The organism is Nodularia sp. UHCC 0506, from assembly GCF_034931045.1.
GTDB lineage: Bacteria > Cyanobacteriota > Cyanobacteriia > Cyanobacteriales > Nostocaceae > Nodularia.
The window spans coordinates 13,371-28,531 of sequence record NZ_JAYGHH010000059.1; the positions used below are offsets into that span (position 1 = coordinate 13,371).

General features: G+C 41.3%; 15 protein-coding genes and 1 pseudogene. 3 read left to right on the forward strand and 13 right to left on the reverse strand.

Annotation, left to right across the window (positions count from 1 at the left end; genetic code table 11):
• The 5 genes and pseudogenes from VB654_RS22510 to VB654_RS22530 form a co-directional block, all read right to left on the reverse strand.
• Positions 1–1,357: pseudogene (locus VB654_RS22510) on the reverse strand (hypothetical protein); the annotation flags it as partial.
• A gap of 166 nt (positions 1,358–1,523) precedes the next feature.
• The gene (locus tag VB654_RS22515) at positions 1,524–1,772 is read right to left on the reverse strand and encodes a hypothetical protein (protein ID WP_323216051.1); all 249 of its coding nucleotides are present in this window, start codon (positions 1,770–1,772) and stop codon (positions 1,524–1,526) included.
• Between the two features lie 2 nt (positions 1,773–1,774).
• Positions 1,775–2,563: a hypothetical protein gene (locus VB654_RS22520; RefSeq protein WP_323216052.1), complete on the reverse strand. Its 789-nt coding sequence runs from the start codon at positions 2,561–2,563 to the stop codon at positions 1,775–1,777.
• Positions 2,564–2,955: 392 nt separating this feature from the next.
• Positions 2,956–3,732, reverse strand: coding sequence for an RNA polymerase sigma factor SigF (locus VB654_RS22525; protein ID WP_323216067.1), 777 nt, complete (start codon positions 3,730–3,732; stop codon positions 2,956–2,958).
• Between the two features lie 481 nt (positions 3,733–4,213).
• Complete coding sequence (locus VB654_RS22530) at positions 4,214–5,053, reverse strand: photosystem II manganese-stabilizing polypeptide (RefSeq protein WP_323216053.1); 840 nt, start codon at positions 5,051–5,053, stop codon at positions 4,214–4,216.
• 447 nt (positions 5,054–5,500) lie between these two features.
• Here VB654_RS22530 and VB654_RS22535 point away from each other — a divergent pair, with 447 nt between their 5' ends.
• From VB654_RS22535 to ftsZ, 3 genes are all read left to right on the forward strand, one after another.
• A complete protein-coding gene (locus VB654_RS22535) occupies positions 5,501–5,869 on the forward strand; it encodes a hypothetical protein (RefSeq protein WP_323216054.1) in 369 nt (122 codons plus the stop codon).
• A 345-nt stretch (positions 5,870–6,214) separates the two neighbouring features.
• Positions 6,215–7,036: a cell division protein FtsQ/DivIB gene (locus VB654_RS22540; RefSeq protein WP_323216055.1), complete on the forward strand. Its 822-nt coding sequence runs from the start codon at positions 6,215–6,217 to the stop codon at positions 7,034–7,036.
• Between the two features lie 338 nt (positions 7,037–7,374).
• Entirely contained in the window at positions 7,375–8,661 is a 1,287-nt protein-coding gene (ftsZ, locus tag VB654_RS22545) for a cell division protein FtsZ (protein WP_323216056.1), read from the forward strand.
• A 315-nt stretch (positions 8,662–8,976) separates the two neighbouring features.
• On the opposite strand, the gene gshB is transcribed toward ftsZ, so the two are convergent.
• From gshB to VB654_RS22585, 8 genes are all read right to left on the reverse strand, one after another.
• Positions 8,977–9,945, reverse strand: coding sequence for a glutathione synthase (gshB, locus tag VB654_RS22550; protein ID WP_323216057.1), 969 nt, complete (start codon positions 9,943–9,945; stop codon positions 8,977–8,979).
• A gap of 271 nt (positions 9,946–10,216) precedes the next feature.
• On the reverse strand, positions 10,217–10,471 hold the full coding sequence (grxC, locus tag VB654_RS22555) for a glutaredoxin 3 (protein ID WP_323216058.1): 255 nt from the start codon (positions 10,469–10,471) through the stop codon (positions 10,217–10,219).
• A gap of 337 nt (positions 10,472–10,808) precedes the next feature.
• Positions 10,809–11,441: a PEP-CTERM sorting domain-containing protein gene (locus VB654_RS22560; protein ID WP_323216059.1), complete on the reverse strand. Its 633-nt coding sequence runs from the start codon at positions 11,439–11,441 to the stop codon at positions 10,809–10,811.
• 542 nt (positions 11,442–11,983) lie between these two features.
• Positions 11,984–13,549: a GTPase HflX gene (gene hflX / locus VB654_RS22565; protein WP_323216060.1), complete on the reverse strand. Its 1,566-nt coding sequence runs from the start codon at positions 13,547–13,549 to the stop codon at positions 11,984–11,986.
• Positions 13,550–13,900: 351 nt separating this feature from the next.
• A complete protein-coding gene (locus VB654_RS22570) occupies positions 13,901–14,230 on the reverse strand; it encodes a type II toxin-antitoxin system PemK/MazF family toxin (RefSeq protein WP_323216061.1) in 330 nt (109 codons plus the stop codon).
• Entirely contained in the window at positions 14,208–14,429 is a 222-nt protein-coding gene (locus VB654_RS22575) for a hypothetical protein (RefSeq protein WP_271920579.1), read from the reverse strand. The genes VB654_RS22570 and VB654_RS22575 overlap by 23 nt, the downstream gene beginning before the upstream one ends.
• A gap of 99 nt (positions 14,430–14,528) precedes the next feature.
• A complete protein-coding gene (locus VB654_RS22580; protein ID WP_323216062.1) occupies positions 14,529–14,786 on the reverse strand; it encodes a UPF0175 family protein in 258 nt (85 codons plus the stop codon).
• Positions 14,787–14,811: 25 nt separating this feature from the next.
• On the reverse strand, positions 14,812–15,161 hold a 350-nt coding region (locus VB654_RS22585), incomplete at its 5' end, for a tetratricopeptide repeat protein (protein ID WP_323216063.1).

A 15,161-nucleotide genomic window follows, 5' to 3' on the forward strand; every position in this document is an offset into this window, starting at 1 on the left:
GAGCTAAATTGATGGGAGCTATAGTTTTGCTTTTCTCTACAAGCTTTCCATCTAGAGAAGATCCTGCAACTAGATCAGCAGTGATTTGGTTTTCTTGTAGGTTTGGTAGTTGCTGTAGCGGAGGGACTGACTTGTTTATGGAAGTTTGAATAGATGGAGAATGATGTTTTTGTGCAGTTTTAGCCAGATTAAAAAGTTCTAAATCAATGCTAATAGAGGTTTCTGGCTTTGTTGGTGGTGCTGCGATAGGGTGATCTAATAAATTTTGTTCTTGAAACCTAGCTGCGGCTGTGATGGCTAGTAACTCTGTAATATCTGCCGTAATTGTAAAAGATTTACTAGCTAATCGTAATACTTCGCCAAATTCGGTGAGTGCGCCATACAAATTTATATCTGCCAAAATCAGCTTAGATTTACAATCCACTGGAATATTAATTGCAGAGCTGATCTTAATAGGCAACGAGCTATTCGGTAATGACTGGCGAACCTGGGTTAAAATCTCTGACCCTAAAGGCGATCGCAGCTCAATGAGCAGTTCTAAGCCATAAAAACTTTCTGGGTATGGTGTTTCACTTTGTTGATTCGTCTGGTCTTGTCGCTCTACTAGCCCATGAATGACAGACATTTCTCCCCAACGCGCAATATGGGTTTCCCTCTCTAAAGTTAACGATAGTGGTGGCGATACTTGTGCAGGTAAAGGATCTTCCCCTTTGCCATCATCTAATAAAGCTTCTGGAATGGGTAAAGCTAAATCCATTAAATTTTGTAAAAGCTGTTCAGCCGTTTCACCTTCCAGCCAGGGTGGGCTAACAAGTTCGTTGATAACTGGGCTGTCCGTTGCTGTTTCAGTTAATAAATCGGTTGAAGTTGGATTATTACTGACAGTAGACTGAGACTGTGGTGCAATGGCAGGTTTAATATTGCCATCATAAGTAGCATCTGGAGAATTAGGTAAATTTGACGATCCCTTCTCACCTGCGTGCCATTGTCCCCATGCTGTAGTAGATTCTGGAGGTAATACTTGTAGATAAATGCCGTATTGCCAAGATTTACCGAGCAAATCTGACATCAAATCCCCAGAGCATTGTAATTCCCAAATTCCTGGTTTGAGGTGAGTAAAAGGAATTACTGCTATTAAACCTTCTGCATTAGTACGCCGCGATCGCTTTTGGGTTCGCCGCTTTGGAGGAATTTCTTGGGTTGAGGAGTGTGTTACCCGTATTTCTACGTCAGTATTACGTAGATGAGAACGAGCCAAGACTCTGTACCGACCTTCCGAAATTTCTAAATTTGGCGATTCCAGGTTATGCCAAGAGCGATCGCCCTGTTTTTGGATTAGAAATTGCCAGTGTTCCATGATCAGCGATGCCCAGACTGAAGAGCATCTGAGTAAGATTGTGCATTAAATTACTTGCAAGTTTACCTCAGCAACTAGCAATTGCATCCCCTAATGTTACTCTTTGGTTCAAAGTTCGGCAAGATTAACTTTTACTTCCAAAAAATTGGGTCATGATTAATTCAGCCTATGAAACACCATAGCGATTTTGATAATAAGACAAAATTTGCTGTACGCGTTGCTGACTTTCTGTTTCTGAATTGGGTATACCAGAAATCCATATACCACCAATTTGACTTTGATGATAATCAAATTCTGAAGATGCTTGAGGAATTAAGCCAACTTCTATTCCTTTGACTTGACGCAAATGAGCGGCTATCTCTCGATAAACCGCTAAAGATAAACCAACAAATTCAATTTTTTCTGGCGTTTCCATGTTTACGAAGCTTCAACATTAGTCGCTGATGATGCCGCATTGACAGGTTCTTCGCCTACCATTCTGGCAACTTCAATCCCATATTGTTCCAGAATTACAATCGGATTGGAACCTTCATTCATTTCAATACGTTTAACTAACAAACCACTAGATAACCTCTGTCCTGCCTGTACATAGCGACTTGTTTTTTCAGTGGGTACTTGAATAATTGCTTGGGGTTTTTGACCAATTAGCACTACACCAGTTACCATAACTGCCTTAGCTAAATCAGGTTGCGGTGGTGGTGGCAATACAGATTCTAGATCAGAATTAGAAACCACTGAGGGTAAAACTTTCGGTATCACTGATCCCTGAAGAGTATCAGGCTTCGGTGGTGTTGCGGTAGTTGTAGATCCGGCGGAAAGAGGCGCACTGGGTGTGAGCGGTCTTTGTACAGGAGAAGTAGGTAGGGGAGGTATTGGGGGAACAGGTCTAGGAGATGTAGTTATAGGCACTGTAGAAGCTGTCTGTCCGATAATTTGGGCAAATGGATCATCTCGCCCTTTTGAGACTATCAGTTCCCTCTCCTTGGCATTAGTGGATTGAATTAAATTAGGAGTTGCAGAGGCAATTCCGGCTGTATCTGGGGTAGACACTACAGGATTGTTAAAGGATTGAGTTTCTTGTGGCAACTCTGCTGCTGGAGTTTCAACAGGTTGAGGAGCATCGGCCTCTGGTGGAACGTCAAAGGTACATCCAGTGACAGCCAACGTTAAAAGAGCTACAAATTTAATTTGGTGACTTCTGTCCATTAGCCGTTCTCGAAAGCTATAAGAAAATGTACTTATGGAAATCACAATGGCCATTTTTTATATAAAGGCCAAGGTTTTTTCAAGTATGTTCTATTTATAACCTAATTTTGGTAATTTAAATGGTTATAGTTAGCATTTCCAATTTAAGGTACATGGTGTGGAGAACCCTTTAGAAAACCAATGCACAAAAACACATACAATAAATTATAGGAATCCGGTTTGTTGTCTGTAGCTGGCGTGGCATAGCCATATTTACTCGTAGCGGTAGGAACAGGGAACAGGGAACAGGGAATCAAGGTATAGGTCGTTTTGTATGGCTTACGCCACGCAAGCTATCAAAATTCAAATAGGAGTGCTATAGGTAATTTTATTAATTTAAAATTCCTAATATTTCAATCTTCTTTCGCAGTCATCAGGTGCTTTAATAAGCCCAACCCTTTTTTGACTCTGCGGGAAACTGTAACTACACTAATTCCCAGATGTTCTGCCACTTGTTTTTGAGTCAAGTCCTGCAAAAATACACATTCCAACACTTCACGAGTACACTTTTCTAGCTGAAACAGTGCTTGTTGCAGACGAATTTGATCTTCTTGGGCTAGTTGAAAGCTGCGGTATCGGGGATCAGGAACTAATTCTCCTAGACTGGTAGTTCCTTCTTCGCCGTCCACCACTGGAACATCCAGGCTTAAAGGGGAACGATTTACCCATGCTAATTTAATTTCCTGCCATTCATTCACAGAAATATCCAATGCTGCTGCTAATTCAGAATCTGTGGGTGGGCGATTATGTTGTTCGCGTAAAGCGCGTGAGACTCCTATAGCCTGCTGTTGTAATGCTAAATAGCGTCGAGGAATTCGGACTGTAACGCCTTTATCACGGAGATAGTGTTGAATTTCACCACGGATATAGGGAATGGCAAAGGAACTGAAGGCGTTTCCCTTGGAAATTTCAAATTTCTCAATAGCCCTAATTAAACCCAAACAACCAACCTGGAGCAAATCATCATAGTTTTCATGACATTGATTTGTCCAATAGTGGGCTTCTTTTCTCACAAGTCCGAAATTTAGATTTACCAGTTGATTGCGAATAATTTCTGAGGGGGATTGCTCATACTTTCGCAACAACTGCCAAATTTCATGCTTTAGTTCGTTGGTGGCTGTAATAGGCATAGCACCGTGTGTGTTTATCAAAATCAACAGTGAATACCCGCTTCAAAAACTTGCTTTTGTGAATTGTTTTAGAAAAATTTACATAGATTTTTCCATGACAAGCCAGGTGTAAATAATAAAAATTACTATTTAACACCTGATTTAGATTTACAATCGAGCAAGATTTAAATAAGCGTAATTGGTATTTCTATTGTTATTGGCGTTTTTAAATTTCTGTAGGTTGTTAGACTACATATAAACAAATTATAGAATTGTCACTACATTTACAAACCGAGATTGTACTTAACTTTAATAATTTAATGATGAATTTTTCTGGTTACTTGCCATGATTTGGCTAAATTTTGGAATTTTTTCCCAATTCTTTTTCTCAGTATAAATACTGAAGTCACCAAAAAACCCATTTGTTTCCTTGATCTGGTAGCAAATGGGTAAATTTTTGTGGTCAAATTTAATTAATGATTACAAAATCATTGCCGGGTATTTAGACACGATTTGGTTCAACCCGTGCATAAAACAGACCCCGAATCTTGACTTCTTTAGGTTCGCCAGCCCCCAAGTCAGTATCAGATGGTTGTTCGCTCTCGAAAGTACCCGCGATTTCACCACTAACGCTATCTACCTTAGCTACTTGCAGGGAAATTATGCCATCAAGAGTTTCAACACGTTTGACATTAGCACGGGTAAGTTCTTCGTCATCAGCTTGGGCAGGAAGAGCCACGGCATTATCATAGCCAGTAACGACACCACGACCTTTAGGATCTAGGAAAGAAGCACCACGGTAAGAAGGAACCTTGAAAGTACCTTCAAAGTCCGTAGAGGTGTTGATACTGGTCAAACCAGGTTGGGTTTGAGCGACTAAATCTTTAATGGTGAAGAGAAAAGGAACGGATTCACCACCAGGAAGTTTGACAGTGATGGCTTGGAAGTCCAAACCGTCAGCTTCTAAAAAGGTCAAGCTATTATCTGGGTTAACCTTCAAGTCCCCTTGTACTTGGTCAATGGTAGAAGTGTATCTGGTCAACAATTTACCAGGGACAAACTCTGCTATTTGCCGTTTATTGGCAGGTTCTTCTTTGACAAAGTAATTGGTTGGTTCCAAACACAGTTCTTTGATGGCATAAGACTGGTTTGATTCAATGGGAATAGAACCACGGCTAGTTTCTGCCAGTTGGGGGCATTTGTTAGCCAAGCCAGTGCCTCGAATTTGTTCGTAAGTCAGTAAATCTCTACCATTAGAAGCAGAAGTGGGCGCGTCACTGCAAGCAGTTAATAGCCCCAGGCATACAGCCAAGAATGCAACAATTAAAGCGCGATACCTCATGGTCAACCTCAATCTCAAAAATTAATATCGTAAAACTAATGCCAATGGCATTTTAGGTGTTGCCCAAATGTTTCTGTATTATGTTATGTGTTGGTACCAGATACAAATACAGTCCATTGCTTTATAGGGAAATTAGCCAGATCATACGATTTTTTTTAACTCAAGATCAAAACTCTCCAGTCTTATCTAAAAATAATTAATTTGATTTAGCTCACTAGGAGGCTGTCTCAGAGTTGATTGCTGCCTTTGAGAGTGGCTTATGGTTGCTGGTGGTTGAGATAGAGTAATTTCAGCTACAACCTTTTCCATGACTGAATTTTAGCTGCTAAAGATTTTTACTTTTCTGCTGATTTTTTTTATTTGGGCGCTAAAAAATTTGTGATTACGAATCAAAACCAAAAATCTTCGGTAAATTTGAGTAGGCCTCATTTACACGGAGATACTTGCATGAGCAACCAAAAAAGTTTGGAATCAGGGAATTTATCTGAACAACTGCAAGCGATCGCTATGGCAGTGCATGATGTAGCTAGTGTTTCTCAAGGAGACGCGATCGCTCTTTTGGCGTTGCTGCGGCATTTAGAACAGTTGCATCGAGATATCAGAGATAGTGCTTTTCAAGAAAGTTTGCCTGATAATCGCCAAAAACTCTACTCTTTACTCAAAGATATTGAGGCTGAAGGTGGCTGGCCATATATTGAGCGCATGAGACTCAAAGCCTTTTTAGCCACTTTGCCACGAACTGCAATGGAGGATTATGGTGATCAGGAACAGAGTGATGATTTGTTAGAAAGCGATGATCGCCCCTTCAGGATGTAAGCTAAAAAAGTTCTGAGTTTTAAGTAAAAAATTTATCCCTCCTCACAATACCCATATTAGCAACCATACATATTGTGTTATGTTGGTCGGTAATTTTTTTGTAGACTTTTTACCAGATAGTGATAGCTATCACCTGCCAAAGAGGTTACATTCGGTTTAAACTAAACACGGCAAATCTTGAGTAGAAAAATTTCTAGTAATTCTAGTGCTTAAATACCGGTGTAGTTTATGTAAGGTGTTAAAAAATCTTGAGGAGAAAAATTAATCAATACTGACAGATTAATTAATCAATATCAATAAGCCGAGTTTAACGAATAATTTGACTGAAACCAGAAAGAGGTTTAAATGGCTGGTATAGTATCAGTTTCCCAAAAAGATTTAGCCCAGCGACGGCAAAAAATACGTCGGCAACGGCAGATAAAAATCATTCAGGCTATTTGGCGAACTCTTGCCATTAGTGGACTGGCTGGTAGTTTGCTGTGGGTGGCACTCCAACCGATATGGGTGCTAAATGCTCCCAAGCAAATCGTGATGAAATCAGGTGGGCAATTACTATCGGCAGAGGCGATTCAGTCATTACTGACGATATCCTATCCTCAGTCTTTATGGCGGATTCGACCGAATGCGATCGCCGATTCTTTGAAGCAACAACCAAATATTGCCCAAGCAACTGTCAGTCGCCGCCTTTTTCCGCCAGGATTAAACATCGAAATCCAAGAAAGAGTACCCGTAGCAATAGCTCATAGTCCCAAAAAAAAGACCCCTGCGGGCTTATTAGATGCGACTGGAGTTTTGATCCCCTTAGAAAAATACACATTAGTCAATTCCCGGTTCAAACTGCCGAACCTGAAAGTTGTTGGTTCACCAGAACAATATCGCTCTTATTGGAGTCAACTTTATCCATCATTAACTCAAAGTTCCGTAAAAATCATGGAAATTGATGGTCAAGACCCGACAAATCTCATTTTGAAAACTGAACTAGGGAATGTACATCTTGGTGCGATTAGTCCTCAAATCACCGAACAAATCAAGATACTTGGCCAAATGCGATATTTATCTGCAAAAATTGATTTTAGTCAAATCAGTTACATTGATTTAAAGAATCCAGGCTCTCCCTTAGTACACATGAACCAAACAAATCGAAAAGTTAACTCCCAAACTCCCTAGAAATATCTGCTAATCTAAAACATTAACAAAAAATAGCGGGGGTATTATGTCCTAAATCGGCAACATAGTAGAGAAAATATTCATATTTCCTGGAAGTTATACAGATCAATTTTAAGTAAATCTTAGGTATACTTCTTTAAAATCAGCTGTGCTATGACCTCTAATCACTGCGCTCCTGATCTGATCCCATAGCAAATCTTCGCACTAATAATCTTGTTAAGGTTGGGAGTCGTGATAACAATAAAGAACAGTGCCACAGATTTTGGCAGTGTCAAACTATAGTTGACTCTTAGGTGAATCACACCTGAAAAAGTCGTTTATCTACCTTTCTGAATCCAATGACACTTGATAATAACCAAGAACTTACCTATAAAAATTCCCAATCTGTGGGACAGCACGGGTTTCCGTTAGCAGTTAACTCAACTAACCCCTTTAACAACTCTGGGCTGAACTTTGGACAAAACCATGATAGTAAAAAGATGTCTACGGAAAATAGCCGAATTGGCGAGATAGTTCCAGGTCGAGTTGCCAACATCAAAGTAATTGGTGTGGGTGGTGGGGGTGGAAATGCGGTTAACCGCATGATTGAATCTGATGTTTCAGGAGTAGAGTTTTGGTCAATCAATACTGATGCCCAAGCTTTGACTTTGGCAGGTGCGCCTAGTCGATTGCAAATTGGACAGAAACTCACACGAGGTTTAGGTGCAGGTGGTAATCCTGCTATTGGTCAAAAGGCAGCTGAAGAGTCACGAGACGAAATTGCTACGGCTTTAGAAGGTGCTGATTTAGTGTTTATTACTGCTGGTATGGGCGGCGGTACTGGCACAGGTGCAGCCCCAATTGTGGCTGAAGTAGCAAAGGAAATGGGCGCTCTGACTGTGGGTGTTGTGACACGTCCATTTGTGTTTGAAGGTCGCCGCCGCACCAGTCAAGCTGAACAAGGTATTGAAGGGTTAAAAAGTCGAGTTGATACACTGATTATTATCCCTAACAATAAGTTGCTAGAGGTCATACCAGAGCAAACGCCTGTCCAAGAAGCTTTTCGCTATGCAGATGATGTGCTGCGTCAAGGTGTACAAGGTATTTCCGATATAATTACTATCCCCGGACTGGTAAACGTTGACTTTGCTGATGTTAGAGCGGTGATGGCGGATGCTGGATCGGCATTAATGGGTATAGGAGTCAGTTCTGGAAAATCAAGGGCTAGAGAAGCAGCGATCGCGGCTATTTCTTCGCCTCTATTAGAATGTTCTATTGAAGGAGCTAGAGGAGTCGTATTTAATATTACTGGTGGCAGTGATCTCACCTTACATGAAGTGAATGCGGCCGCCGAAGCCATATATGAAGTAGTCGATCCCAATGCCAATATTATTTTTGGGGCGGTAATTGATGACAGGCTCCAAGGTGAAGTAAGAATTACTGTAATCGCCACTGGGTTTACAGGTGAAATCCAAGCACCACCAACCCAAAATGTGGCTAATGCCAGGGTAGCACCTAATGCCAAACGGCCAATACCACAGCATCCAGCAGTTAATCCCCCCACACCGATTGCGGAACCACCTAAAGAAAAAACGGGATTGGATATTCCAGACTTTCTCCGAAATCGCCGGACACCAAGAAATTGAGTGCTGAGTGCTGAGTGCTGAGTATAAAACCAATTTTTCAAGGCTTTGAGCAATCAGCATTGTCCTAACAAATATGGCTCCGGCTATACCGTTGCTATCCCCGAAATAGCAAATTGGTGATCCAACTTGCTAATGCTATGTACAAATTAACTTAACTTAGGCATGAGTTTACAAGCTTAAATGTCTAAATTTTTGTTGGGAAGAAAAGTGAAATAACGTTCCTAGCCTGCGGCGATCGCTCATTTTTTTGATACCAGAAACTGACTAAAACTGTCCGTGTCAGACCGGGGGGTAAATCAACTCAGGCAAATTATTTTAGTTTTTTAAAGTTTGCGAAATCCATAAAATCACCTGTTCAGCTAGACGAGTGTGATCTAATCGGTCAATTTCACGAATTCCAGTAGGACTGGTGACGTTGACTTCAGTTAGATAACCGCCGATGACATCAATCCCCACAAAAATTAAACCATCTTGACGTAAGGTAGGGGCTAATTCAGCACAGATTTCATACTCTCTAGGAGTAATTGTAGTTTGAGCCACAGTCCCACCAGCCGCCATATTATTGCGAAAATCACTGCCACTAGAAAGGCGATTCAGCGCCCCAATGGGTTCGCCATTCAGCAGGATAATTCGCTTGTCTCCTTCTTTAGCTTTTGGTAAATAAGTTTGTACCATCACTGGTAATCGACCGTGCAGTGTACTAAGTTCAACAATTGAATTGAAATTGCGATCGCCTGGTTCTAAAAATAAAATCCCTTCCCCAGCTTTATTACCCAAAGGCTTGATAATTGCTGCACCCTTGGCTTCTAGAAATTGCCTGATTAAATGCTTGTCTGCACTAACAATAGTTTCTGGAATTGCATTGATAAATTGGAGGGCATACATTTTTTCATTTGCCCCCCGGATACCACTAGGACTGTTAACTACTAGGGTTTTATTTTGGTCAATGTAGTCTAGAGCGTAAGTGGCGTAAAGGTAAGAATCATTAACTGGTGGATCTGTCCGCATGAATACAGCATCCATTGCTTCTAGGGAGGTAAAACCGGGAGCGCTCAATTTATACCAAGGACTTGACGCAATCCAGCGCCCTTCCACTAACTGCACTGGAACAAGTTCAACCTGCTGTAAAATCGCCCAAGCTTTGCTATCTACAACACTTAGCAGATTCGTCTGAGTTACCCAAACTTCATGTCCTAAAATTTTTGCTGCTTCCATCAGAGCAACGCTAGTATCATGACACGGGTCAAGTTGATGGATGGGATCAATAATAAAAAGCAGTTTCACGCTGTTGGCCTCAATCACCGGGAATGTCTGAGATTAGTTTAGAGTATCCCGTGATGTTAGACTTCACAATTGCAGTTGTGAAAAAAGCACGTTTTTAGCTATGCACCAGCAGCTATAGCAAAGTGTTCTTAGCGAAGTGGGGCGTTAGCCCGTAGAAACCAAGTAGGGGTGGGTTTACAGATCAGCTCAATTAATAATAATAATTATAATAAATCCGCCCCTACATCAAGGCTTTCAGTCATCAACAATATCCTAAGCTTCTTGGCGGTTGCTATAATAAGGCATCCAGCTTGCCTTGACTTTCTAAAGCGTGGATATCATCACAACCACCAACATGGTAATCATTGATAAAAATTTGGGGTAATGAGCGTCTACCATTAGCTCTTTTGGACATTTTAGCCCGTTCCGCTTCATTTCCATCAATGCAATATTCGGTAAACTCAACGCCCTTCTGATTCAACAAATTTTTAGCCTGGATGCAAAAGGGGCAAGTACTCCAAGTGTAAACTTCAACGTTGGCGGCCATAAAGTCCTTAATTAGATTGAATACTCCTTAATTTTAGAACCTTGTTCTGGCTATAACCACTTTATGATCAATAAAAAAACGGAGCCTGTTCATCAGATATAACTTGACGAGACTAGCACCGCTTTTTATGTAGTTGATTCGGATAAGGGACTTCCAAATCAAAAAATACTCAATTACCTAACGCAAAAAACCTCTCAAACGCTCATAACTCTTTGTTCTCTGTGTCTGGAGTGGTAGCCTTTGGCAAGCTACACTTAAAATGGAGCTTTAGCTTTAGCGATACGTTTATTTGGAGAATTTATTTCTTGGAAGTCCCTAAGAGTAGTATTACTGTGTATTAGTTAGGCAAGGTGCGACGACGACGACGAGATACTACCATACCACCTGCTACTAAACCAAGAGCAACTAAGGAAGCTGGTTCGGGGACGGATGTGGTATCAGGAGTGGTGACAACATTAGCCCTGAACAATGAAGCGTGAGAAAGATCCTTGCCTGCGCTGCGATTTCCATTTAAGTCCACGCCAATGGTGTTGAACATTCCTGCTAAACCTGTTGCAGTGAAATCAATGTCTTGGAAAAGGTAAACACTATATCGAGGACCAGCTTTAAGACTAATAGCAAATGTACTCAAACCACTGTTTACTATTTCCTCAGTCAGACTCCATGCACCAGTGTTGGAACCGTTGGCGGCTATTAGATCAATCGGGCCTTCGTCTGATTTCCCAATTAAATCCCAAGTGACGTTAGCACCGACACTAAATAAACCATTATTTAAATCATTTAGTAGAGTACTGCTGTTTCCTGTATCATTACCACTAAAAGATCCTTCACAGGCATTAGCATTAAGGCCTCCAAGAGTAACATTGGAAACATTACAAGTGGCAGCATGAGCGGGTGCAGTAGCTAGTGTAGCAACAGTACCAGTGGCGATCGCGGCAGAAGCTAGAACAGCAGAAAATTTGTTTATCATTTTTTTTGAGCAGCCTTAGTATTTAGAGATTTCTCATTCATCTGTATGGATGATGCGAGAAAAAATTATACGAGTCAATATATCTGTGTGATAATTCATGCAAACTTTATAGCTTCCTGGCTTTGTATAAATGTTTTACGAAGCACAGTTTTCGTTTTGGTTTGAAATATTTTTTTGATTGTTTCAGGGAAAAATTTAGTAATATATTTCAATATTAATGTGTTGTACTTACGTACTATTTAATAGATTATTGCAGTTTATTAAAATTAAAAAATATAGATATAGCAAGCTTTTTGAGGCGATTTGTGTCAATAAAGTACTTTTTAATGTATTAGCATCTTAAAAGACTGAATATTACATTAGAAAAAACTTAACTTTTTACATATAAAAACTGATCAACCTTCTTTAATCTCAGTTGATAAACATAGTATTTTCCGCAGCTAAACTAAAAAAAATTACTCAGTAACTCAAAAAAAAGCCCGATTAAACGGACTTCATATCAGTATTTATGTACTATATCAAATAGGAAAATTAGAAGAAAATCACCGAGCGTCAACCACATATTGAATCAGTTGGGTCAGACGTTGGCGTAAGGTTTCTAATCCTAATCGCTGACTGGCGGAAATAAACACAGCCAAGGGAAACTCTTCTTGAGCTATAGCCAGTGTGTCACTATCTACTTGGTCAATTTTGTTAAAAACTACCAAAGCAGGGCCGGGAGTAACTGGCATTTGTGCCAAAATTTCCCTGACTGAACGAATATGGCTTAACCAAGCTGGATGAGATAAATCAACCAAATGCAGTAAAGCATCGGCTTCTGTGACTTCCTCTAAGGTGGCGCGAAAGGCATCCATTAAGGAAGCGGGCAGTTCGTGTATAAAACCTACTGTATCTGTGAGTAGAATCTCTTGAGTTCCACCAGTGTCGCCATTAGCAATGACTAAGCGGCGGGTGGTGGGGTCAAGAGTTGCAAATAACTGGTCTGCTGTGTAAACTTCGGCATTGGTGAGAGCATTTAACAAAGTGGACTTACCCGCATTGGTATAGCCAACCAAGGCCACGGAGGGAACTTCTTGATTTTGCCGTCTCAGGCGTAACCTGGAACGATGCGCCTGTAACTGGTTTACTTCTTGTTGCAGTCGGGAAATGCGTTTTTGAATCGCCCGGCGTTCTGTTTCCAATTTAGTTTCACCAGGGCCACGAGTCCCAATACCACCACCTAACCGAGACATAGCTAGACCTCTGCCACTGAGTCGCGGCATCATATATCCTAACTGTGCGAGTTCTACTTGCAATTTACCAGCACGGGACTGAGCGCGTTGGGCAAAGATATCTAAAATTACTTCGGTGCGGTCAACTACCCGAACACCAATTTTCCTTTCTAAGTTACGGACTTGGGCCGGTGAGAGGTCGCGGTCAAAGACAACGAGATTAGCTCCCAGGGTTTGGGCGGTAAGGGCGATTTCTTCAACTTTACCTTCACCAACTACCGTCTGCGGATGAATGCGCGATCGCTTTTGTTGTACTGTCTGCAATACCTCTCCGCCAGCCGTATCCACTAACCTAGCTAACTCCAATATGGTGTCTTGGAAGTGTTGAGGAGTCGTTTTATCGGTAATCAATCCCACAATTAGCACCCGATCATGGTCAGCATCTACTTCCTGGGCAACAAAATCCCGTTGGAATTGTGCTTCTAGACCTTCCACCAAGTCGAGAAAATCGTGCTGTGACAACATATCTAAACTCATCGGCGGCGATACGCTAGAGTAGAGGGCTGCGTCTTGCGCCAGGGACTTCTCGTCGCTGATTGCTGATTGCGGAGTTGATACGAGGTGTTTGGTACTTGAGACTAGGTGAGCCAAATAAGTTTCTTTGACGTACCCAGTGGAACCACCACCACGCTTTGTAAATCCTGTACCAGTGATATTTATCACTGCCAAAGCATCTAGACGTTGCAACGCCATCGCCGTCAGTGCCGATTCATTGGGCGGTTCTGGCTTGAGATGGGTAGCTATACAACGAATACCGCTCAGACGTTCTGCACCGTAACGGGGCAGTTCTAGCGGTGGAATTTGCGTTTGACGTGGTGTACCTACACCTACACGCATCACTTGTCCGCGACGGTTGAGGTAGGCACATATCGGTTGATTGATTTCTGTGCTAATTGCTGCCAGACGCTGGGAGAACTCAGGCGTGGTGATGCGATCGCCTGGTATGCGCTGGTGGTACAGTCGCTGTAGTTGTTTCAGCTGACTGGCTTTTAGTCCTTGGAGATTGCCAACAATAGTTTCTATAGGCGTTTATGACCAGTAAATGGCCCCCCGAATCCTTACTTATGTCTATTTTACAACAGCCTTTTGTCTGCAAGCTCTTTCTTTTGGAGGAAGCATTCTGTATTTTTGGGGAAATTTTGCTCTAGAACCCTCAGACTAGAAGTCTTTGCTTGTAATTTCAGATAACTAAAACTGAAGCTTGATGTATAAATCCCATACCTCTTTTAAGAGATTTGCGTCTGATTCAGAAACTTTTCCAATTTTAGCCAGCAGTAAAGGTTGTTCTAGACAATCCAATCGAGACAGACGCACGGTTGAAGAAACACGCAAACCACTAGTAGCCCAATCCTTCAGCACTACATCAGTTTGTGTTCGTGGTTTAGCAGATGTAACAACTGCTGCTACAACATCATCACCATCTAACCACAATACAAGTATGGGGCGCTTTTTAAAACCGCCACCATTGGTAAATGGAATGTTTGCTACCCAAAACTCACCTGCTTGGATAGTCTTCATAAAGTCCTTCGTCTTCTAGTGCGTAGCCGTGCAAAAAAGCATCATGGCTACGGGTAATATTAGATTCTGGCAATTTTTGTTGGATGGTAATGATCCAACGTCCAGCAGCGACATTCTCAAGTATTGAGTCTGGGAGATTCAATTTTTCCCCAGGTTGAAGGTCAATTTCATAAGTTAGTGTAATCAATTCACTACTCATAGATGGATGTTTTGATAGTAGTTTATCAATTTTAGCTTGTATTTCAGATCCCTCAGACTAGAAGTCTGGGGCTACACAGACAAAGCCTGCCTACGCAGGCTAAATGTAGGCATTCGTTAAATCAGATAAAAGTTCTTCTTTTGTTAAATCAATCATCGCCACACCATAACGATGTAAATTAAGTAAAAAAGTTACCCTATTTACACCTGCCAACTGTGCAGCTAAACCGGAAGAAATTCGTTTCATTTCAAATAATTTGACTGCCATTGCCATTTTTGCCTCCTGCTCAAATTCTTCTCTGGTTTGCTGAAGGGCATCTGCTAAAGTTTCTGGATACTCGATTTTAAGCTGTGACATATTTTTTGAGATAGCTTTTAGAGAATTATTTGGAAGAATGTTTAAAACCAATCAGTCTTAATACGCCTTTAACGAATTTGGTTAATTTATTCCATCCCAATTTTTGGAGTAAATTGTCAATAATTTGCTTTGCTTGAGCCATAGCAAAGTCAGGGTTAATCTCAGCAGCTTTACTAGCACTGGCAAATGCTTCTTTGCGCCTACCCAATTTTCCTAATGCAATCCCCCGGTAGTACCAAGCTTTGTGGTAATCAGGTTTAAATTCCAGGGCTTTGTCAAAAGATGCGATCGCTTCTTCATAGCGTCCTAAATTCCCCAGCGCATACCCCCGGCTGTTCCAAGCATAGTGGTCATCAGGTTTAAATTCCAAAGCTC

Coding starts and splice junctions, on each gene's coding strand:
- VB654_RS22515 (WP_323216051.1), bottom strand. CDS start 1,772: ATGGAAACGCCAGAAAAAATTGAATTTGTTGGTTTATCTTTAGCGGTT.
- VB654_RS22520 (WP_323216052.1), bottom strand. CDS start 2,563: ATGGACAGAAGTCACCAAATTAAATTTGTAGCTCTTTTAACGTTGGCT.
- VB654_RS22525 (WP_323216067.1), bottom strand. CDS start 3,732: ATGCCTATTACAGCCACCAACGAACTAAAGCATGAAATTTGGCAGTTG.
- VB654_RS22530 (WP_323216053.1), bottom strand. CDS start 5,053: ATGAGGTATCGCGCTTTAATTGTTGCATTCTTGGCTGTATGCCTGGGG.
- VB654_RS22535 (WP_323216054.1), top strand. CDS start 5,501: ATGAGCAACCAAAAAAGTTTGGAATCAGGGAATTTATCTGAACAACTG.
- VB654_RS22540 (WP_323216055.1), top strand. CDS start 6,215: ATGGCTGGTATAGTATCAGTTTCCCAAAAAGATTTAGCCCAGCGACGG.
- ftsZ (WP_323216056.1), top strand. CDS start 7,375: ATGACACTTGATAATAACCAAGAACTTACCTATAAAAATTCCCAATCT.
- grxC (WP_323216058.1), bottom strand. CDS start 10,471: ATGGCCGCCAACGTTGAAGTTTACACTTGGAGTACTTGCCCCTTTTGC.
- VB654_RS22560 (WP_323216059.1), bottom strand. CDS start 11,441: ATGATAAACAAATTTTCTGCTGTTCTAGCTTCTGCCGCGATCGCCACT.
- hflX (WP_323216060.1), bottom strand. CDS start 13,549: ATGCGTGTAGGTGTAGGTACACCACGTCAAACGCAAATTCCACCGCTA.
- VB654_RS22570 (WP_323216061.1), bottom strand. CDS start 14,230: ATGAAGACTATCCAAGCAGGTGAGTTTTGGGTAGCAAACATTCCATTT.
- VB654_RS22575 (WP_271920579.1), bottom strand. CDS start 14,429: ATGAGTAGTGAATTGATTACACTAACTTATGAAATTGACCTTCAACCT.
- VB654_RS22580 (WP_323216062.1), bottom strand. CDS start 14,786: ATGTCACAGCTTAAAATCGAGTATCCAGAAACTTTAGCAGATGCCCTT.